Raw genomic sequence first — 19,360 nt, 5'->3', positions numbered from 1 at the left:
CGCCTCCTTCCCCCGCTCCGGGCCGACCCGGCTCCGTCACCGGCCGGACACCATGAGTATGCGGACCGGCGGTGGGGTTCCGCGCTCTGTGCCACGCATTCGTGACATCCTCGTGGCACCACGGCGCTGGGCGCTGTGGCGGCAGGGTCCGCGGGTGGTCGTGTACTGCCTCGCGAGCGAGGTGGTGGCGGTGGTCCTGACGCTGCGGCCGTCCCCGATCGCGATCGACCGCCGCACGCTGCTGATCCTGGCGGCGCTGCTGGTGCTGGGCGTGGTCCAGGCGGAGACGGGACGGCGCGTGGAACGCATCCGCCGTCGCGTGTCGGGCAGCCCGCACATCAACATGACGTCGGTGTGGACGTTCGCGGGCGTCCTCCTGCTGCCGCCGCTGCTGCTGACCCTGCTGGTCGCCGGGCTGTACGCGCACCTGGCGATCCGCAGCTGGTACCGCCTGCAGCGGGTCCCGGCCTCCCGCACGGTCAGCAACGCGGCGATCATCCTGCTCTCCTGTTACGCGGCACAGTCGGTGCTGCGCGCGTCCGGCGTGCACGACATCCGCGCCGCGATGACGGCAGGCTGGACCGGAACGTTCGCGACGGCGGCCGCGGGCCTGACGTTCTTCGTGGTCAACGCGCTGCTGGTGCTCCCGGCCCGCCGCGAGGTGGGCCGCACGCCGGCGGCGTTGTTCGGCAGCTGGTCCGACAACGGCCTCGAGATCGCCACGTTGTGCCTGGGCGCGCTGAACGCCCTGGCGCTGGCGACGTTGCCGGGCCTGGTGGTGCTGGTGTTCCCGCCGTTGCTCCTGCTGCACCGGACGGTGCTGGTGAAGCAGCTGGAGGTGGCGGCTCACCGCGACGAGAAGACGGGCCTGTACAACACGAGCGGCTGGCACGCGCTGGCGGAGCGGACGCTGGCGGCCACGGCCCGTCAGCAGGGAACGTTCGGCATCCTGATGCTGGACCTGGACCATTTCAAGCAGGTGAACGACACGTACGGCCACCTGGCGGGCGACGCGGTACTGAGGGCGGTGGCCCAGTCGATCATTTCGGCGGTCCGCGGCCGCGGCGACGCGGTGGGCCGCTTCGGCGGCGAGGAGTTCGTGGTCCTGCTGCCGGGCATCACCCAGCCGGACATCGGCGCGGTGGCCGAGCGCATCCGCAGGACGATCAGCGCCCTGAAGGTCCCGATGGGTCACCTGTCGATCAAGGGGTTGTCGGTCTCGATCGGCATAGCGGTCTACCCCAACGCGGGAACATCACTGCAGCGCCTCCTGGACGCAGCCGACACGGCCCTGTACCACGCAAAGGCAACGGGCCGGAACAAGGTGGTCCACGTAGCGGACCTGGTCTGAGTCACCCGGCCCGCTGCGGCCGCCGGACATCGAGCCCGAGCATGGCCAGCAGTTCGGCACATTCCCGAGAGTCGGAGGAGTGCCCGGCCACGGTGAGAACGGCCCGATCATTCTGTTCGGCAAGCCGAACGGCTTCCTCAGCCCGGATAACCCCCATCCGGCTGTCCTCATCATGGGCAAGAGAGCTGCCATTACGCCGGGCCCAGGTCATCTGGCCACCTACTTCCGACCCCACGGGTGCGGAGCCATGGTCGGAAGCCCAGCATGACACCCCACCCAAACCCACCCACAAGTGACCCCCACCACAACCCCCAGCAACACAACCCCCACTCTCAGTAGAGCGAAACCCTGACGGGGGACGCGGGGCCGGTACGACCAGGTGAGAGAGGAGGGGAAGAGGCAGACGGCGGGTAGGCCGGGGATGCCCAGCAAGAGGAGGGGACGCGGACACGGACACGCGGTGGCACGAGCGCGCGGGCCAGGGACGAGAGCGCGGGTATGGGCACGCGGCGGCACGGGCACGCGCGGGACTGGGGCGCGGGACGAAGCCTCGCGGGCACGAGCAGCTCGGGGACGGGCACGGGCACGCAAGGGTGCGGACGCGCAGGCGGGGCGGACTCGGGATGCGGAGACGAAGACCCGCAAGAGCCATGCGTGGGGCAGCCCACGCATGGGCACGCGGCGGCAGGGGCACGCAAGGGACCGGGACGCGGGACGAAGCCCGGCAGGCACGAGCAGCGCGAGCACGGGCACGGGCACGGGCACGGGCACGGGCACGGGCACGCAAGGGTGCGGACGCGCAGGCGGGGCGGACTCGGGATGCAGAGACGAAGACCCGCAAGAGGCATGCGGGAGCAGCCCAGGCATGGGCACACGGCGGCGCGAGCACACAGGACGGGGGCGGCCACGCGGCGAGCCGAGCACAAAGGCGAAGCCGAAGCGGCCAAGGGCCGCGGGGCGAAGCCAGAAGGGGGGCAAGGGGCGAAGCCCCAAAGGGAATGAGGGGCGAAGCCCCGAAAGGAAAAACACGGGGACCGGGGCGAAGCCCCGGGAGGGGGTCCAGGGGGCGAAGCCCGCCTGGCGGGGGTCTGGGGGTTCGACCCCCAGATAAACACCCGAGAACGAAGAGAAGGTCCAGCCCCGAAGGGGCGTGGACCTTCTCGAAGTGGAGGTGCCGGGAATTGAACCCGGGTCCTCTGGCGCCTCGACAGGGCTTCTCCGTGCGCAGTTCGCTGTATCTCTGCTTGGCTCCCTCAGTCACGCGAACAAGCTGAGGTGACGAGCCCAGCCACTGTTTGTTTCCCAACCGGACCCCGTGGCCGGGCCCGGCGGTGAGCCTCCTAGCTGATGCCGGCGACCGGGTCGGAGGCGACCCCGGGCCGACAGACTCGAACTACGCTCAGGCGGCGAGTTCGTAGTCGCGCTGGTACTTGACCTTGGCGCTTATTGGTTTGCGATGACGCTTGCGGTGGTCTCTCGCCTGCACCGGCACGCTTCCCCTGACTCAACGTCCAGAGTCGAAACCGTTCACCCCCTTGGTGGGTTGCTCAACCTGTTCATCATAACGCGTGCCGCCACTGCTTTCTTCCCGGTGGTAGGGCCTGCCCCACCGGGAGGATGCCCGCGCGCCCCATGTCACCTGGCCGGGTGGACGGCGATGCTGGTGGGGCGAGGATGAAGGGAGCCTGGTCATGGTGGTCGAGAGGCGGGATCCGCCGTTCGGTGGTTCGGTGGTGTTCCTGCTGATGAACCTGCCGCTGGGGGTGGTGGCGTTCGCGTTGCTGACGTCGTTCACGGCGGCCGGGGTGGGGACTGCCGTGGTGTGGGTGGGCGTCGGCCTTCTCGCCGTCCTGGTGCTGGCCGTGCGGGGTGCCGCGCGGTTGGAGCGGGCGCGGGTCTATGCGCTGCTGGACCGCTACATCGAGCTGCCGTACCTGCCGTTGCCCGCCGGGAGGCAGGCGCTGCGGTGGAAGGCGCGGCTGAAGGATCCGTCGACGTGGCGGGACCTGGCCTACTTCTTCCTGCTGTTCCCGCTGGGTGTCGTCGAGTTCGTGCTGGTCACGACGTTCTGGGCGACGAGCCTGGCGCTGACTGCGCTGCCCATCTACTTCCGGTGGCTGCCGGGCGGTGCCTACCACTTCCCGGCCGAGGACGTGCGGTGGCTGACCGTGGACTCGACCGTGGAGGCGCTACCGTGGGCGGCGCTGGGGGTGCTGTTCATCGCGTTGTCGGTGGCGTTGACGAAGGCGCTCGCGGGGGTGCACGCCCGGCTGGCGGCCGGGCTGCTCGGGCCGACGGTGGCGCAGCGTCACCGGATGGAGCGCTGGTGGCTGGACACGGAAGAGAAGAACCTGGTGGCGGGATGACCGAGGCGGAGCAGCTGGAGCACGCGCGGCCGCATCCGGCTCGCACGATCGTCTACATGATCGTCAGCTTCGTCTTCCGGCTTCTGCAGTTCGTGCTGATCGTGACCGGGACGGCGGTGGGGGTCGCCACGGTCGCGGTGTGGATCGGGTTCCCGATCCTGCTGGCGACGACGAGCTTCGTCCGCTGGTCGGGCGATCGCGAACGCGGCTGGGCCGGGAAGATGCTCGGGGTGCCGTTGCCGCCGGTGGAGCGCCGCCCGGTCGATGGCATGACGCTGGTGCGGCGGTGGGCGACGCGGCTGAGCGACCCGACGACGTGGCGGGATCTGGCCTACCTGATGGCCGCGTTCCCGCTGGCGTGCGTGGAGCTGGGGATCGCGCTGGCGTCGATCGTGCTGCTGCCGATGGCGATCTGGGTGACGCCGTGGCTGGGCTGGCTGCACGGCGAGCTGGCGCTGGCGTTGCTGGGCCCGGACCGCACGAAACGGCTGGAGCAGAAGGCCGAACGGCTGCAGGCGTCGCGGGCGCGGGGCGTCGACGCGGCGGAGGCGGAACGGCGCCGCATCGAGCGTGACCTGCACGACGGCGCGCAGCAGCGGCTGGTGGCGGTCGCGATGAGCCTGGGCCGGGCGAAGTCGAAGTTCGACCAGGATCCGGAGTCGGTACGGGAGCTGATCGACGAGGCACACGCCGACGCGAAGCTCGCCGTGTCGGAGCTGCGGGACCTCGCCCGCGGCATCTACCCGGCCGTGCTCGGGGACCGCGGGCTGGACGCGGCGCTGTCGGCGCAGGCGGCGAAGTCGCCGATCCCGGTCGACGTCCGGGTGGACGTGGAGCCGAGGCCGCCGGCGGCGGTGGAGACGACCGCGTACTTCATCGTCGGCGAGACCCTGACGAACATCGCGAAGCACTCCGGGGCGACCGAAGCGGCCGTGAAGGTGTGGCGCACGGACGGGCACGTCGTCGTCGAGATCACCGACAACGGCCACGGCGGCGCGGAGGTGCGGCCCGGCGGCGGGCTGGCCGGCCTTGCCGACCGCGCCGCGACGATCGACGGCGTCATCACGGTCGTCAGCCCGGTGGGCGGGCCGACCGTAATCCGGGCGGACCTGCCCTGCCAGTGGTGAATAAGCTGGCCCTCGTTCATCCACGAACCTGGGGGCCGGATGCGGGTAGTCATCGCCGAAGACGCCGTGCTGCTGCGGGCGGGGGTCACCCGCCTGCTCGCCGACGAGGGCATCGAGACGGCGGCGGCCGTCGACAACGGCGACGACCTCCTCGGCGCGGTCAAGGAGCACCGGCCCGACCTGGCGATCGTCGACGTCCGGATGCCCCCGACGTTCACCGACGAGGGCCTGCGCGCGGCACTGGCGGCCCGCAAGGAGATCCCGGGCCTGCCGGTCCTGGTGCTCTCGCAGTACGTCGAGGAGTCGTACGCGGTGGAGCTGCTCTCGGGCGGCGCGGGCGGCGTCGGCTACCTGCTGAAGGAGCGCGTCGCGGACGTGGCGGAGTTCCTGGACGCGGTCCGCAGGGTGGCCAACGGCGGCACGGCGATCGACCCGGACGTGATCGCCCAGCTGATGGCCCGCGGCCGCCGCAATCCCCTGGACGCGCTGACGGCCCGCGAGTCGGAGGTGCTGGGCCTGATGGCCCAGGGCCTGTCGAACACGGCGATCGCGAACTCGCTGGTGGTCTCGCACGGCGCGGTGGAGAAGCACATCGGCAACATCTTCTCGAAGCTCGGCCTGGAGGCCAGCGCGGAGGAACACCGCCGCGTCCGCGCGGTCCTGACCTACCTGGGCCGCTGATCGCGCACGGCGGTCACCAGCACCAACGCAACGCCCAGCCCGGCAGTCGGGGCGACGGTCGCCCCCAGCACGGCGCGCACCAGGATGCCGCCTGGCGCAACGAGCAGCACGCCCAGGCTCAGACCGGCGACCACGGCCCACACGACGACGACGCGGCTGGTCTGCTTCCGCGCGACCAGCGCGGCAACCGTGAGCATGGTGGCCGCCAGCGCGGTACCGGACCAGCCAAGACCGGCCATCGTCCACGGTGACACCGCGAACTTGTCGCGGTAGAGCAGGTGGAACACCCACGGCCCGGCCACGTAGGCGACCGCGGCCACGACGAGGCCGGTCCCCAGTGTTCCCGCCGCGCCCACCGCGGCGAGCCGGCGAAGCCGTCGGGCGCCGTCCGGCTGCTGCAGAACGCGGACCACCGTCGGAACCGCCAGCGACTGGATCGGGGCGAGCACCAGCAGCAACGGCGACCGCAGCAGCGACACCGCGAGGAACAACCCGCTGAGCGCCTCCTCGCTGCCGGGCGGCGCGACGAGCTTCACCACCGCCGGGTAGCCGGTCAGCACGCTCGCGGTCAGCGCGGCGCTCAGCGACAGGCCGAGCATCCGCCGCCACAGCGGTCCCCACGCCTCGGCAGGCGGACCGGGTTCGACCAGGCCCCGCACCCGGAAACCGAAGAGCAGCCAGGCACCCGAGCCGGCGGCGACGGCCACCGCCAGCCAGGTCAGGTTTCCGGCGCCCGCCAGGACGAGCGCGGCGAAACAGGCCAGCCGCACTCCGGCCTCGGCCAGCAGGACGGCCGAGTAGCGGCCGGTGTGTCCGGCGCCGATGAACAGCCCACGCAGGCCGTACAACGCCGGGAAGGCCACGATCCCGCAGCCGGCGACGAGGGCCAGCACGCGGTGCTGGTCGAACAGCCGCGTGCTGACCGCCGGGACCGCCAGCGCGGCCGCGATCACCACCGCGATCGTCTGCGTCACCGCGAAGGTGCGCAGCGCGCCGGAGTCCGGCTTGCCGCCTGCCACCGCCGTCTGCCAGGACAATTCCTGTTCCAGCGGCGAAAACGCACTGCCGACGCCCATCAGCAGGCCCCAGAAGCCGAGGAACACCGCGTTCTCGGCCGGGCTGAGGTGCAGGCCCGCCAGCACCAGCAGCACGTACCCCATCGCCGACGTCGCGAGCACCGTCAAGCCGAGACCGCCGACCGAACCGGCCCGCGAACGCAGCCGTTGCCCCTCGAGCCGCACCCGAATCCCCTCCCCCGGCAACCAGCTTCGTGATCATAGGCAAACAGCCGGTGACCGGAAGTCCCGTAGGGTGGGAACCGGGTCACCCGTTCCGCGGGCGGCACCCTCACCATCGCTCACCTACCATGAGCGGACCCGTCGGAGAGGAGCGCAGATGACCGACGAGACCCGCTGCGTCCGCTTCTTCGGGGGCCCGCTCGACGGCCGCGTCCAGGAACTCGGTGACGCCGAACCCGTTCCCGGCACCGTGATCCGGCACATCCACCTGCACGGCGGGCCGAAGATCGAGACCCGCTACGAGCTCGGGCTCACCGAGCACGGCTGGGAGTACCGCGTCGCCGCCGCGCAGCACGAACCCGAGCCCGACGGGCTGCGGTAGGGAAAACCCCCGCTTCCGGCGGGGGTGAACAGGACCCCGGATACGCCGGGCAGCACCGCTGTTTCCGCAGGCCGGAGCGACCAAGCTCGACAGCATGCACACGAGCCGGGACCGCTTTCTCGACGTCGTCCGGGCGGGGGCCATCCTCGCCGTCATCGCCCAGCACTGGGTCATGCCGGTGCTCTCCTACTCCGACGGCCACCTCGCGACCGGCAACGCCCTCGCCACGCCCGGCTGGTGGGTCGTCACCTGGCTCAGCCAGGTCATGCCGCTCGTCTTCTTCGCCGGGGGCGCCGCCAACCTCATCTCGCTGAGCCGCGCCGGGTCGCCGCGGAAGTGGCTGGCCGCGCGGATCAAGCGGCTGATGGTGCCGGTCCTGCCGCTGATGGCCGTCTGGCTGGTCGTCCCGGACTTCCTGCGCGGCCTCGGCGTGCCCGACCAGCCACTCCAGGTCGGCAGCGCGATCGCCGCGCAGCTGCTGTGGTTCCTCGCCGTCTACGTCCTGGTCATCCTGCTCACGCCCGTCATGGTCGCCGCGCACCGGCGCTGGGGCCTGAAAGTGCCGCTGGTCATGGGTGCGGCCGGGGTGCTCGTCGACGTCGCGCGCTTCAACGACTTCGGCTTCATCGGTTACGCCAACGCGATCTTCGTCTGGGTCGCGGTCCACCAGCTCGGCTTCCACTACGTCGAAGGCCGCCTCGGCACGCTCACCCGGCGTGCCGCGCTCGGCCTGTCCGCCGCCGGGTTCGGCGTCACCGCGCTGATGGTCGCGTTCGGCCCGTATCCGGCCAGCATGATCGGCATGCCGGGCGCGCCGGTGTCGAACATGAGCCCGCCCACCGTGCTGCTCGCCTTCCTCGCCGTCGGCCAGATCGGCCTGCTGCTGGCCTTCCGACCGCAGCTCAACGCGCTCGCCGGGCGGCCCGGCGTCGGGAACGCCCTGAGCTGGCTCGGCGCGCGGTTCATGAGCGTCTACCTGTGGCACATGCCGGCGCTGATCGTGGTGGCGGGCGTGACCGTCTACGGCCTCGGCTACGAAACTCCCGCGCCCGGCACGGTGTTCTGGCTGGTCATGGCGCCCGCGTGGTTCGCGGTCTGCGGGCTGGTGCTGCTGGGCCTGCTGCGTGTGTTCGCCCACTTCGAGCTGCAGCGCGACACGTCCGCCGTCACCGCACGCACTCCGCAGCTGGTCGTCGCGGGGCTGCTGGTTTCCGGTGGCCTGCTCGGCCTCGCCGCCCGCGGATTCGCTCCGCTGTCGGACGGCATCGCCCACGGCCCGGTGCCGTGGGTGGTCCTCGCGACGGCCGGATTCCTCCTGGCGGGCAAGCAGATCCCGGTCACCGACCTGCTGGCCCGCGCGGTCTCCGTGACCGAACGTGCCGCGCTGCGGCGTTAGGAGATCAGCCGCAGCGGGGTGTCGTGCAGGACGGCCCGCAGGAACGGCTCTCCCAGGCGATCGTCGGCGTCCGCCCAGCCGGCGATCGCCTGCAGCTGTGTCGCGTACGGGTACGGGATGTTCGGGAAGTCCGTGCCGAACACGACGCGGTCGGCGAACGCGGCCAGCCGCGCCGCCCAGTCCGGAGGCAGCGGCGCCATCTTCTCCGCGAACGGGACGCCGACCATCGTGGTGTCCAGGTGCACGCGCGGGTACTTCGCCATCAGGTCGAACGCCGCGCCGAACTCCGGCATCGCCGCGTGCGCGAGCACCGCCGTCAGCTTCGGATGCCGCGCCAGGACCTCTTCGAAGACCGTCAACCCGGTGAAGTCGCCCCGCAACGGACCGTGTCCACAGTGGACGACGACGGGGACGCCGGCGTCGGCCAGCGCTCCCCACACCGGTTTCAGCAGCGAGTCACGCGGGTCGTACGCGCCCACCTGTACGTGCGCCTTGAACACGCGGGCACCGTCGCGCAGCGCACTGTCCACTGCGGATTCCGCACCGGGCTCCGGGTAGAACGTCCCGGTCGGCACCGCGTCCGGGACGCGGGCGGCGAATTCGAGCGCCCACGATGTCAGCCACTGCGCCATCCCCGGCTTGTGCGGGTAGACCAGCGGCGCGAACCGCCGGACGCCCAGCGCCCGCAGGGTGGCCAGCCGCTCGTCCTCGGACGTCCGGTAGTACACCGGCCACTCGGTGCCGTAGTGCATCGACGCGCGGTCGAAGTACGCCCAGACCTTGTCCAGCACCGGCTTCGGCAGGAAGTGGACGTGCAGGTCGACCAGGCCGGGCAGCCCGAGCGACGCCGTCCAGCTCGCGACGTCGGCGTCGGTGGCCGGCCCGGGCGTCACTCCGTGAACCGGCCCTTGAGCGCCCGGCCCATCGCCTTGCTGATGTCGCGCTGCGCGTCCCGCTTGGCCAGCGCCTGGCGCTTGTCGTAGGCCTTCTTACCGCGGGCGAGCGCGATCTCGACCTTGACCTTGCCGTCCTTGAAGTACATCGACAGCGGCACCAGCGAGAGCCCGCTCTCCTTGGTCTTGCCGATGAGCTTCTCGATCTCCCGCCGGTGCAGCAGCAGCTTCCGGGTCCGCCGCGGCATGTGGTTGGTCCACGTGCCCTGCGTGTACTCCGGGATGTGCACGTTGCGCAGCCAGACTTCGCCGTCGTCGACGGTCGCGAACGCGTCCGCCAGTGACGCCTTGCCCTCGCGCAGGCTCTTGACCTCGGTGCCGACGAGCACGAGACCGCACTCGTAGGTGTCGAGGATGGAGTAATCGTGCCGCGCCTTGCGGTTCGACACGATCACCTTCTGGCCACGTTCCTTGGGCATACGACCACTCTACGTGATACCGGCAGTGACGAGCAGCCGGTTAAACCTAGTGCCGGACGTACAGGCGCAGCGTCACGTACCCGGTGATGGCGGAGATCACCACGGACACCGCGAGCAGGATCGGCGCGACCGGGAACAGCAGCTCCAGCATGGTGATCTTCGGGAAGACGTCACCGGTGAACACCGAGTCGAGGAAGCCGGCCTTCGTGATGATCAGCATGATGATCCCGATGACCGCACCGAAGACGCCGGCGACCACCGCCTCCAGCAGGAACGGCAGCTGCGTGTACCAGCGCGTCGCGCCGACCAGCCGCATGATGCCGACCTCGGTGCGGCGGGTGAACGCCGACACCTGGATCGTGTTGGCGATCAGCAGCAGCGCGGCGACGGCCATGATGAGCGCGGCCCCGAAGGCCATGTTGCGGACGCCGTTGAAGGCGTTGAACACGCGGTCGAGGAACTTCTTCTGGTCGTCGACCTTCCGCACGCCCGGCTTGCCGCCGTACTCCTGCACGATCGCGTCGCTGCGGTCCGGGTCCTTCAGCTTCACGTGCAGTGACGCGGGCAGCGACTCCGGCCCGGTCAGCGCGATCAGCTCGGGCTGGCTCTCGAAGATCTTCTTGAACCGGTCGTAGGCCTGGTCGCGGTTCTCGAACACGACCGACTCGACGCCGTTGTTGCTCTGCAGCGACGTCCGCAGCGACTGGCACAGCGCCTGCGTGCAGTTGCGGTCGTTCGCGCTGATGTCGTCGGTGAGGTAGACCGACACCTCGACGTCGGCGAGGAAGTTGGCCTTCATCTTGTCGATCGTGCGCACGGCCAGCAGGCCGCCGCCGAGCATGGCGAGCGACACGGCCGTGGTCAGGATCATCGCGATGGTCATCGTGACGTTCCGGCGCAGGCCGGTGACTACCTCACTGAAGACGAAACTGGCGCGCATGGCGGGTGCAGGTCCTTGGGGTCGGGGTCGTTCGAGGGCGGGGAGGTCAGCGACCGATGCCGTAGACGCCGCGGGCGTCGTCGCGGATCACCCGGCCGAGCTGCAGCTCGACGACGCGGCGCCGCATGGAGTCCACGATGGAGTGATCGTGGGTCGCCATCAGGACGGTCGTGCCGGTGCGGTTGATCCGCTCCAGCAGCAGCATGATGTCCTGGCTGGTGTCGGGGTCCAGGTTCCCGGTGGGCTCGTCGGCGAGCAGCACCAGCGGCCGGTTCACGAACGCGCGCGCGATCGCCACGCGCTGCTGCTCACCACCGGAGAGCTCGTTGGGCAGCCGGTCGGCCTTGCCGTCGAGGCCGACGAGCTCCAGCACCTCGGGGACGACCTTCTTGATGGTCGGGCCGGGCTTGCCGATGACCTCGAGGGCGAAGGCGACGTTCTCCGCGACGGTCTTGTTGGCGAGCAGCCGGAAGTCCTGGAACACGCAGCCGATGGTCTGCCGCAGGCGGGGCACCCGGCGCCGGGCCAGCTTGGCGACGTCGAAGTTGGACACCATCACGCGGCCCTTGGTCGGCACCTCTTCGCGCAGCAGGAGCCGGAGGAAGGTCGACTTCCCCGATCCCGAGGGACCGATGAGGAAGACGAACTCACCCTTTTCGATGTCGACGGACACCCGCTCGAGCGCGGGCCGCGTCGAGGTCTTGTAGACCTTGGAAACCTCTTCGAGCCGGATCACGATTCGGCATACTACCCACCGGTCTCGTGAAGCCCCGGTTGCCCGGTCCACCCGGGTGGAGCAGCGGGCGTTCGCGCACGGTGAGCGGTCGAACGGACACCCGCTGCGCCCGAGTTACGCCGCGTTGGACTGCTTCCGCCAGCGAATACCGGCGTCGAGGAAGCCGTCGATGTCACCGTCGAGCACCGCCGTCGGGTTGCCGACCTCGAACTCCGTCCGCAGGTCCTTGACCATCTGGTACGGGTGCAGCACGTAGGAGCGCATCTGGTTGCCCCAGCTGGAGCCGCCGTCCTTGAGCGCGTCCATCTCCTTGCGCTCTTCTTCCTTCTTGCGCTGCAGCAGCCGGGCCTGGAGGACCTTCATCGCGGCCGCCTTGTTCTGCAGCTGCGACTTCTCGTTCTGGCAGGAGACGACGATGCCGGTCGGCAGGTGGGTGATGCGCACCGCGGAGTCGGTCGTGTTGACGCTCTGCCCACCGGGGCCCGACGAGCGGTAGACGTCGACCCGGATGTCCTTCTCCGGGATGTCGACGTGGTCGACCTCTTCGACCTCGGGCAGCACCTCGACGTGCGCGAACGACGTCTGGCGGCGGCTCTGGTTGTCGAACGGCGAGATCCGGACGAGCCGGTGGGTGCCCTGCTCGACCGAGAGGGTGCCGTAGACGTAGGGGGCGCTGACCTTGAACGTCGCCGACTTGATGCCCGCCTCTTCGGCGTAGGAGATGTCGTAGACGTCGGTCGGGTAGCCGTGGCGCTCGGCCCAGCGCAGGTACATGCGCAGGAGCATCTCGGCGAAGTCGGCCGCGTCGACGCCGCCTGCCTCGGAGCGGATGGTGACGACGGCGTTGCGGTCGTCGTACTCGCCCGAGAGCAGGGTGCGGACCTCGAGGGCGTCGATGGCCTTGCCGAGGTCGGCGAGCTCGGTCTCGGCCTCGCCCATGCTGCCGGAGTCGCCCTCGGCCTCGGCGAGCTCGTAGAGCACGCCCAGGTCGTCGAGCCGCTGGCGCAGGTCACTGACGCGCCGCAGCTCACCCTGCCGGTGGGACAGCTGGCTCGTCACCTTCTGCGCCGCCTCCGGGTCGTCCCAGAGGGTGGGGCTCGAGGCCTGCTGCTCCAGGTCGGCCACCTGGGCACGCAGCGCATCCAGGTCCATCACCGACTCGATCTGGGTCAGCTTGCCGGCCAGGTCCTTCAGTGCCGCGTCGAACTCATCACTCACGTTTGTCAAGGTTACGGCAAAACCCACGACCGGTTGCGAGGACCGGTCGTGGGCGCGCGAACCTCAGGCCGCGGGGATGGCGTCGAGCAGCTTCAGCGCGGCCTTGGCCTGGGCCTGGGCGAACTCGGCGACGGCCTTCTCGTACGGCCCGTCGGCCGCCTTGGTGGCCGCCTTCGCCTCGTCGAGCTGCTGGGTGTAGCTGGCCCGGGCGGACTCGAGCAGCGACTGGCGCTGCTTGGCCGTCAGCGACCCCGCGTGCACGAGCCGCAGGATGAGCGGGCTGCGCAGGTGGTCGGGGCCGGCCTCGGACGTCAGCCAGGCCTTGAAGGCCTTCTTGCCGGCGGCGGTGATGACGTACTGCTGGCTGGAGCGCGGGCCCTGCTTGCCGAGCCGGACGAGGCCTTCCTTGGACAGCGCCGGGAGCTCCCGGTACACCTGGCTGCGGGTCACGCTGAAGAAGGCGCCGAAACGCTCACCCGCCCCCGCGACGAGCTGCCCGCCGGTGGCGGGACCGTCGTGGAGCAGACCGAGCAGGGCGGCGGCTGTTGCATTCAATTCGGACACGTCCTCTACGTTCCCACTTATCGGCCGCTGTGTCCACAGTGGTCAGCACATCTGTCCATTGTGGCTAGTGAGATCCCCTCGTTCGGCCCAATGCGACCAGGTCCACTGTGGACCGCGGATACGCTGTGCAACCACCGGCCGCGCACTTTGGTCCAACCAGCCGCACCGGAACCACCCCGGCCACCGCCGCCGCGGGCGGCCGGTCCCCGGCTTGGCGGACACCGGACACGCACCGCAACCACGCGGACACGGCACCCGGATAGCGGGTTTCGTAGTTTTTCGAGTGCTTCACGAGAAAGTCTGCAGCGAAAGGTGCGCGGACATGACAAAAGAGGCGCGGTCCCGAATTTCCAGGACCGCGCCTCTTTGTGGTAGCGGGGACAGGATTTGAACCTGCGACCTCTGGGTTATGAGCCCAGCGAGCTACCGAGCTGCTCCACCCCGCGCCGTTGTGGTACTTGAATAGATTACATGCTGCGTCCACGGCGTTTACACCGGGGTCCCCAAACGGGCCTGACCTGGCCTTACGCCGTTCCGAGCCACTGACGTGCTCCACTGAGGACCATGGCGAGCCCGTCCTCGAACCGCGCGTCGGCATCCCCGAGCACAGCCTGCCCCGCCCCGGCGTACCGCTCGTCGAACTCGCCGGGCATCGGACGGACAGCCTGCTCCTCGATGACGAAGCCGACGACGAAGCAGTAGACGGTGAAAGTTGCCTGACTGGCCCGTCCCTCGTCCAGCCCGGCGTCGATGCTCCGGCGCAGCGGATGCGTCCCGACCAGGCTGGTGTCGCCGAGATAGGTGCCGGCAAAGACCTTCCCGCCGTCGCGATAGGCCAGCATCATCCGCCGCAGCGCACGGGCACGGTAGGCAACGCCTTCCCACTCCCCCGCCGACTCCGGCGGCTCGCGATCGGCGACGGAGTCGCGGTACATCTGCGTCGCCATGTCGTCGAGCAGTTCCTGCTTGTTCTTCACGTGCCAGTAGAGCGCCGGAGCTTTCACGCCGAGGTCGGCGGCGATCAGCCGCAACGTGAGCCCGTTCAGCCCGACCTCGTTGAGCAGCTTCAACCCGGACCGCGCAATGTCCTGCCTGGTCAGAGCCATTTTCGACGTTCTCCTCGCAGCACCGGGCTTGACAACTTAACGATGTTAAAGGCACCCTGGTGCCAGGTCAATTTAACAACGTTAAGGAGCTGGGGACGATGGAGCTGACGGCCGAGGTGGTGGTGGCGGGCGCGGGCCCGGCGGGCCTGATGCTGGCGAACGAGCTGGCACTGGCCGGAGTGGACGTTCGGGTGCTCGAGCGGATGCACGAGCGAACGGGCTTGTCGAAGGCCTTGAATCTGCAACCGCGAACGGCCGAGATCCTGGATCTCCGAGGTCTGCTCACCCGTGCGGAGCAGCGTTCGTTCGCGACCGTCCCAGAGGGACACTTCGCGGCGATCCCGGTGTCCTACGAGGGCTGGAACACCCGCCACCCATACCAGCTGGGTATTCCCCAGGCCCAGATCGAGCAGCTGCTGGAGGAGCGCCTGGCAGAGCAGGGCGTCAAAGTGAGCCGAGGCGACGAGCTGACCACCTTCACCCAGGACGCCGACGGCGTCACGATCACCACGCCCACCACCCGAATCCGAGCGGCCTACCTGGTGGGCTGCGACGGAGGAAGAAGCACGGTCCGCAAAACCCTGAACCTCCCCTTCGAGGGCATCGAAGGCCAAGGCCACGGAGTGGCAGCAGACGTCCTCTTCAAGTCACCCCCACCCGGAGCCCCCACAGAGTGGCGCTCAATGGGCAACATGGTGACCTCCCAGAGCCCAGGCAAGTTCATCGGAGTAATCCCCCTCCACCAGAAGAACCTGTACCGCCTGACATTCGGAGACCGCCTGACCCGCCCCCAAAACCTCAGAGCAGAGGTAACCAGGCAGGAAGTCGAAGCAGCAGTGCAGGAACGCTTCGGCAAGGAGGCGGAGATCGCAGAGATCCGCTGGGCATCCCGTTTCTCAGACGACAGCCGCTTAGCAGCAAGCTACAAGGTAGGCAGGGTCTTGTTGGCAGGAGACGCAGCCCACACACACTTCCCAGCAGGAGGCCAGGGCCTGAACCTGGGAGTCCAGGACGCCATGAACCTGGGCTGGAAACTGGCAGCAACCCTGAAGAACCACGCACACCCAGGCTTACTGGACACGTACGAGCAAGAACGCCGCAAGGTGGCAGAAGAAGTCCTGCAGAACATAGCGGCCCAGAACGCCCTGATCCCCACAACACCAAACCAGCTGGCCTTGAGATCCCTCTTCCGAGCCCTGACCCAGCTCCCCGAAGTCCAGCACCACCTGTCAGGCCTGGTCTCAGGCCTCAACATCAAGTACCCAACACACGAAACCCACCCAGCAGCAGGAACCCGCCTACCCGACTTCAACCTGAAGCAAGCAAGGGCAAGCACCCTGTTCCACAAAGGAAAGTTCGTCCTCCTGACAACAACCCCCACCCCACCCCCACACCCAGAGGTAGTGGTGGCAGAGGCCCCAGAACTCCCCTGGCCAGACCTGACAAGAGTCTTGGTCCGCCCAGACGGCTACGTGGCCTCAACAAGCGGATCCACAGAAGGCTGGCTCACTTAGAAACCCAACCGACCGCAGGGGGGTCCAGGGGCGGCGAAGCCCCCCTGGCGGGGGTCTGGGGGTTCGACCCCCAGAGACAAATGCGAAGGAGGGTCCCACGGGCGCTTTTTGCCCGTGCGACCCTCCCACACTCTGTAGCGGGGACAGGATTTGAACCTGCGACCTCTGGGTTATGAGCCCAGCGAGCTACCGAGCTGCTCCACCCCGCGTCGTGGCACCTACCTTACGCCCTGGTTTCGCCGGGGTGCAAAGCAGGTGCCGGTTGCGTTACCGAGGTCACCCTCCGGGCTGGCTGCTGGGGGGCGGGGTGCTGCTGGACGGGGTCGCCGGCTTGGCTGCTTCGTACGCTCGTGCGGCGGCGTCGAGGGCGGCGAGGGCGGCGCCTTGTTCGGTGAAGTTGCCGGATTGCTGGGCGGCCTTGAGTTTGGCGATGGCTGCCTGGATGTCGGCGACGGCCTTGTCGAGGGCCGCGTTGCCGCTGCCGTTGTTCGGCGGTGGCGTGGTCGGGCTGGTGGGTGTGGTGGGGGTGGTCGTAGGCTGCCCGGCTTGGGGCGGGGTGGTGGTGGCTTCGCCGGTGCCGGGGCCGAAGACCTGGTTGAGGGCTTCCTGGAGGGTGGCGCCGTAGCCGACCTTGGGTCCGTAGGAGACGAGGACGCGGGCCAGCTGCGGGTAGCTGTTCTGGTTGCGTTGCCGGATGTAGACGGGTTCGACGTAGAGGAAGCCGTCGGCGACCGGGAGCGTGATCAGGTTGCCGTAGATGGGGATGACGTTGGGGTTGTTGAAGAGGGTGCGGTCCTGGGCGACGCGGGGGTCGCTCTGGAACCGGTTCTGGACCTGGACCGGGCCGTCGACCTGGGTGGCTCCGGTGGCCGCGCTGGGTAGCTGGAGGACGCGGATGGTGCCGTAGTCGCCGGGGTCGGACGACACCGACATCCAGGACGCGAGGTACTGGCGCTGGAGGCCGGTGAGGGAGCTGGTCAGCTGGAATGTCGGCTTGTTCTGGCCGGGTGCGTCGGCGAGGACGTAGTAGCCGGGCTGGTTGGCCGCGCCTGCCGCGGCCGGGTTCGAGCCGCCTTCGGCGGTCGGGTCCTGCGGGACGCTCCAGAACGCCTGCTGGGAGTAGAACTCCTGCGGGTTGCTGACGTGGTAGCGCGACAGCAGCTCGCGCTGGATCTTGAAGAGGTCCTCGGGGTAGCGGAAGTGGGCGCGCAGGTCCTGGGAGATCTCGGAGCTGGGCTTCACCAGGCCGGGGAAGACCTTCTCCCAGGCGTTGAGGACCGGTTCCTTGTCGTCGATCGAGTACAGCGTGACGGTGCCGTTGAAGGCGTCGACGGTGGCCTTGACCGAGTTGCGGATGTAGTTGATGGAGCTGTTGGCCTGGCGGGCGACGCCGTTGAGGGAGTCGTTGGTGGCCGCGCCGAGCTGGGTCTGCTGGGCGTACGGGAAGTTGTTGAGCGTGGTGTAGCCGTCGATGATCCACTGGATCTTGCCGTCGACGACGGCCGGGTACGGGTCGCCGTCGAGGGTCAGCCACGGCGCGATCTTGCTGACGCGGTCGCGCGGGTCGCGGTTGTACATGATCTTGGAGTTGTCGCCGATGGCGTCGGAGAACAGGATGTTCCGTTCGCCGTACTCGGCGGCGAAGGCGAGCCGGTTGAACCAGTTGTCGATCGGGACGCCGCCGGTGCCCTTGTAGTTGTAGCGGTCGGTGGCGGTGTCGTACTCGCCGGGCGCGTTGTTGCCGCCGACGATGGCGTAGTCGGATTCGGCGGCGGACAGCTCGCCGTAGTAGATGCGGGGTTCCTTGACCTCGATGCCGGGCTGGCCGGGTGCGGGCGCGCCGGCGCCCGCCGGGTTCTGCGTGTCGCTGGTGGTGGCGATCGGGTAGCCGCCGTCGGAGTTGGCGTCCTTGACCGCGCGGTCGATGGTGTTGGCGGGCGCGACGACGAAGCCGTTGCCGTGGGTGTAGACGAGGTGCTTGTTGATCCAGCTGGTCTGGTTGCCGGTCAGGCCCTCGGTCTTGATCTCCTTGGCCGCGACGATGTAGTCCTGCGTCACGCCGCCGACGGTGTAGCGGTCGATGTCGAGCTTGGCCGGGAAGCCGTAGAAGTTCTCGCGGCCGACGCGCTGGGTGAAGGTGTCGGAGAGGATGTTCGGGTCGAGCAGCCGGATGTTCGACATGGTGCCGGTGTCGGACTTGATCTGGGCCGTGGTGGCGTCCGACTTGCCGGCGTAGGGCTGGTACTGGACGTCGGTGAGGCCGTAGGCGCGGCGGGTGGCGTCCATGTTGCGCTGGATGGACGTCGCTTCCTTCTCGTTGGCGTTCGGCTTCACCGAGAACTGGTCGAGGATGGCGGGCCAGGCGACGCCGACCAGGATGCCGGAGAGGATGAGCAGCACCAGCGAGATGGCGGGCAGCTGCAGGTTCCGCAGGAAGGCACCGGCGAAGAAGGCGATCGCACAGATCACCGAGATGCACAGCAGGATCAGCTTCGCCGGCAGGACCGCGTTCAGGTCGGTGTAGGTCGCGCCGATGAACAGGGGGTAAGCGCGATCGGACAGCAGCAGGTTGTAGCGGTCGAAGAAGTACTCGACCGCCTTCAGCAACACGAAGAGGCCGACGGTGATGGCGAGCTGCGCGCGGGTCGGGCCGGCGAGCTGGCCGCCCTTGCCCGCCAGCCGGATGCCGCCGAAGACGTAGTGCGCGATCAGCGCGCCGAAGAACGAGACGACGACGGTGATGAACAGCCAGCCGAGCAGCCAGTTGAAGAACGGCAGGTCGAAGGCGTAGAAGCCGACGTCGTTGCCGAACTCGGGGTCGGTCTGGCCGAACTTGGTGCCGTTGAGGAACAGCTGCACGACCTGCCAGTCGCCCTGCGCGGACAGGCCGGCGATGAGGCCGGTCAGCACCGGGATGCCGACGCCGAAGAGGCGGATGCGGGCGACGATCGCCGAGCGGTAGCGCGCCAGCGGGTCGTCGGTGCCGGAGATCGGCACGAACACCGGGCGGGTCCGGTAGGCGATCATCAGGCTGATCGCCAGCGCGCCGCCGACGAGCAGCCCGACGGCGAAGAAGAGGACCACCCGCGTGATCAGCTGCGTCGTGAACACCGACCGCGCGCCTGCTTCGCCGAACCACAGCCAGTCGACGTACGTGTCGAGAAGGCGGGCCCCGAGCAGCAGCGCCAGCACGATCACCGCGGCGATGATGAGGAGGATCCGGCTGCGCCGGGACAGCTTCGGCAGGCTCACCGGGGGCCGAGTCGCCACGGCACACGCTCCTGTCTTCGTCAATACCTGAGCAGGGGCGCGTGCGCCCCCTGATCCCCTAACTCTACGGATGCCCGGTGAAGTTCCCGAGACCCGCCC

Annotated in this window: 17 protein-coding genes, 2 tRNA genes and 1 other RNA gene; 7 read left to right on the top strand and 13 right to left on the bottom strand. The window is 69.1% G+C overall.

Going from position 1 to position 19,360, the window contains the following annotated elements; all coding sequences use genetic code 11:
• Window positions 1–112 precede the first annotated feature (112 nt).
• Window positions 113–1,351: a GGDEF domain-containing protein gene (locus ABJI51_RS24035; protein WP_431605663.1), complete on the top strand. Its 1,239-nt coding sequence runs from the start codon at window positions 113–115 to the stop codon at window positions 1,349–1,351.
• A 1-nt stretch (window position 1,352) separates the two neighbouring features.
• Here the strand turns inward: ABJI51_RS24035 and ABJI51_RS24030 are convergent, their stop codons facing one another.
• Together ABJI51_RS24030 and ssrA are read right to left on the bottom strand one after the other, a co-directional pair.
• Window positions 1,353–1,562, bottom strand: coding sequence for a hypothetical protein (locus ABJI51_RS24030; RefSeq protein WP_348953613.1), 210 nt, complete (start codon window positions 1,560–1,562; stop codon window positions 1,353–1,355).
• Between the two features lie 952 nt (window positions 1,563–2,514).
• Window positions 2,515–2,886: a transfer-messenger RNA gene (gene ssrA / locus ABJI51_RS24025) on the bottom strand.
• Between the two features lie 156 nt (window positions 2,887–3,042).
• On the opposite strand from ssrA, the gene ABJI51_RS24020 reads away from it, so the two are divergent.
• The 3 genes from ABJI51_RS24020 to ABJI51_RS24010 are packed head-to-tail and all read left to right on the top strand — an operon-like array spanning window position 3,043 to window position 5,525.
• Window positions 3,043–3,717 carry a sensor domain-containing protein gene (locus ABJI51_RS24020; RefSeq protein WP_348953612.1) on the top strand — a complete coding sequence of 225 codons (675 nt, stop codon included), beginning with the start codon at window positions 3,043–3,045 and terminating at the stop codon, window positions 3,715–3,717.
• The gene (locus ABJI51_RS24015; RefSeq protein WP_348953611.1) at window positions 3,714–4,844 is read left to right on the top strand and encodes a sensor histidine kinase; all 1,131 of its coding nucleotides are present in this window, start codon (window positions 3,714–3,716) and stop codon (window positions 4,842–4,844) included. The genes ABJI51_RS24020 and ABJI51_RS24015 overlap by 4 nt, the downstream gene beginning before the upstream one ends.
• Window positions 4,845–4,883: 39 nt before the next feature.
• Entirely contained in the window at window positions 4,884–5,525 is a 642-nt protein-coding gene (locus ABJI51_RS24010; RefSeq protein ID WP_348953610.1) for a response regulator transcription factor, read from the top strand.
• Here the strand turns inward: ABJI51_RS24010 and ABJI51_RS24005 are convergent.
• Window positions 5,510–6,766 (bottom strand): hypothetical protein, encoded by a 1,257-nt coding sequence (locus ABJI51_RS24005; RefSeq protein ID WP_348953609.1) that lies wholly within the window; start codon window positions 6,764–6,766, stop codon window positions 5,510–5,512. The genes ABJI51_RS24010 and ABJI51_RS24005 overlap by 16 nt on opposite strands.
• Window positions 6,767–6,920: 154 nt before the next feature.
• Here ABJI51_RS24005 and ABJI51_RS24000 point away from each other — a divergent pair, with 154 nt between their 5' ends.
• Window positions 6,921–7,145, top strand: a complete 225-nt coding sequence (locus ABJI51_RS24000) for a hypothetical protein (protein WP_072481551.1) — start codon at window positions 6,921–6,923, stop codon at window positions 7,143–7,145.
• Between the two features lie 94 nt (window positions 7,146–7,239).
• The gene (locus ABJI51_RS23995) at window positions 7,240–8,541 is read left to right on the top strand and encodes an acyltransferase family protein (RefSeq protein WP_348953608.1); all 1,302 of its coding nucleotides are present in this window, start codon (window positions 7,240–7,242) and stop codon (window positions 8,539–8,541) included.
• Here the strand turns inward: ABJI51_RS23995 and ABJI51_RS23990 are convergent.
• The 8 genes from ABJI51_RS23990 to ABJI51_RS23955 form a co-directional block, all read right to left on the bottom strand.
• Window positions 8,538–9,434, bottom strand: coding sequence for an amidohydrolase family protein (locus ABJI51_RS23990; protein ID WP_348953607.1), 897 nt, complete (start codon window positions 9,432–9,434; stop codon window positions 8,538–8,540). The genes ABJI51_RS23995 and ABJI51_RS23990 overlap by 4 nt on opposite strands.
• Window positions 9,431–9,913 carry an SsrA-binding protein SmpB gene (gene smpB, locus ABJI51_RS23985; protein WP_348953606.1) on the bottom strand — a complete coding sequence of 161 codons (483 nt, stop codon included), beginning with the start codon at window positions 9,911–9,913 and terminating at the stop codon, window positions 9,431–9,433. Before smpB ends, ABJI51_RS23990 begins: the two co-directional genes overlap by 4 nt.
• Before the next feature lie 46 nt (window positions 9,914–9,959).
• Window positions 9,960–10,853 carry a permease-like cell division protein FtsX gene (gene ftsX / locus ABJI51_RS23980; protein WP_348953605.1) on the bottom strand — a complete coding sequence of 298 codons (894 nt, stop codon included), beginning with the start codon at window positions 10,851–10,853 and terminating at the stop codon, window positions 9,960–9,962.
• A 46-nt stretch (window positions 10,854–10,899) separates the two neighbouring features.
• Complete coding sequence (gene ftsE / locus ABJI51_RS23975; RefSeq protein WP_348953604.1) at window positions 10,900–11,589, bottom strand: cell division ATP-binding protein FtsE; 690 nt, start codon at window positions 11,587–11,589, stop codon at window positions 10,900–10,902.
• A gap of 114 nt (window positions 11,590–11,703) precedes the next feature.
• Window positions 11,704–12,807 carry a peptide chain release factor 2 gene (prfB, locus tag ABJI51_RS23970; RefSeq protein WP_348953603.1) on the bottom strand — a complete coding sequence of 368 codons (1,104 nt, stop codon included), beginning with the start codon at window positions 12,805–12,807 and terminating at the stop codon, window positions 11,704–11,706.
• A gap of 63 nt (window positions 12,808–12,870) precedes the next feature.
• Window positions 12,871–13,371, bottom strand: a complete 501-nt coding sequence (locus ABJI51_RS23965) for a PadR family transcriptional regulator (RefSeq protein ID WP_348953601.1) — start codon at window positions 13,369–13,371, stop codon at window positions 12,871–12,873.
• A 369-nt stretch (window positions 13,372–13,740) separates the two neighbouring features.
• Window positions 13,741–13,817 (bottom strand) — tRNA-Met (locus tag ABJI51_RS23960).
• A 78-nt stretch (window positions 13,818–13,895) separates the two neighbouring features.
• Window positions 13,896–14,477, bottom strand: a complete 582-nt coding sequence (locus ABJI51_RS23955) for a TetR/AcrR family transcriptional regulator C-terminal domain-containing protein (protein WP_348953599.1) — start codon at window positions 14,475–14,477, stop codon at window positions 13,896–13,898.
• A gap of 98 nt (window positions 14,478–14,575) precedes the next feature.
• Between ABJI51_RS23955 and ABJI51_RS23950 the strand changes: the two genes are divergently transcribed.
• A complete protein-coding gene (locus ABJI51_RS23950) occupies window positions 14,576–15,991 on the top strand; it encodes an FAD-dependent monooxygenase (RefSeq protein WP_348953597.1) in 1,416 nt (471 codons plus the stop codon).
• A 135-nt stretch (window positions 15,992–16,126) separates the two neighbouring features.
• On the opposite strand, the gene ABJI51_RS23945 is transcribed toward ABJI51_RS23950, so the two are convergent.
• Both ABJI51_RS23945 and ABJI51_RS23940 read right to left on the bottom strand, forming a co-directional pair.
• Window positions 16,127–16,200: transfer RNA gene (locus ABJI51_RS23945), tRNA-Met, on the bottom strand.
• A 67-nt stretch (window positions 16,201–16,267) separates the two neighbouring features.
• Window positions 16,268–19,261, bottom strand: coding sequence for a UPF0182 family protein (locus ABJI51_RS23940; protein WP_348953596.1), 2,994 nt, complete (start codon window positions 19,259–19,261; stop codon window positions 16,268–16,270).
• Between the last annotated feature and the right edge of the window lie 99 nt (window positions 19,262–19,360).

This window comes from Amycolatopsis melonis (assembly GCF_040064235.1).
Classification (GTDB): domain Bacteria; phylum Actinomycetota; class Actinomycetes; order Mycobacteriales; family Pseudonocardiaceae; genus Amycolatopsis; species Amycolatopsis melonis.
Note: the sequence above shows the minus strand (reverse complement) of the source record. Positions and strands in the feature narration are given on the sequence as shown.

Bases quoted from the DNA above. Each gene is read 5' to 3' on its own strand.
- ABJI51_RS23950 (WP_348953597.1), top strand. From the start codon at position 14,576: ATGGAGCTGACGGCCGAGGTGGTGGTGGCGGGCGCGGGCCCGGCGGGC.
- ABJI51_RS24000 (WP_072481551.1), top strand. From the start codon at position 6,921: ATGACCGACGAGACCCGCTGCGTCCGCTTCTTCGGGGGCCCGCTCGAC.
- ABJI51_RS24015 (WP_348953611.1), top strand. From the start codon at position 3,714: ATGACCGAGGCGGAGCAGCTGGAGCACGCGCGGCCGCATCCGGCTCGC.
- ABJI51_RS24020 (WP_348953612.1), top strand. From the start codon at position 3,043: ATGGTGGTCGAGAGGCGGGATCCGCCGTTCGGTGGTTCGGTGGTGTTC.
- ABJI51_RS24010 (WP_348953610.1), top strand. From the start codon at position 4,884: ATGCGGGTAGTCATCGCCGAAGACGCCGTGCTGCTGCGGGCGGGGGTC.
- ftsX (WP_348953605.1), bottom strand. From the start codon at position 10,853: ATGCGCGCCAGTTTCGTCTTCAGTGAGGTAGTCACCGGCCTGCGCCGG.
- ABJI51_RS23955 (WP_348953599.1), bottom strand. From the start codon at position 14,477: ATGGCTCTGACCAGGCAGGACATTGCGCGGTCCGGGTTGAAGCTGCTC.
- ABJI51_RS23995 (WP_348953608.1), top strand. From the start codon at position 7,240: ATGCACACGAGCCGGGACCGCTTTCTCGACGTCGTCCGGGCGGGGGCC.
- ABJI51_RS24030 (WP_348953613.1), bottom strand. From the start codon at position 1,562: ATGACCTGGGCCCGGCGTAATGGCAGCTCTCTTGCCCATGATGAGGAC.
- smpB (WP_348953606.1), bottom strand. From the start codon at position 9,913: ATGCCCAAGGAACGTGGCCAGAAGGTGATCGTGTCGAACCGCAAGGCG.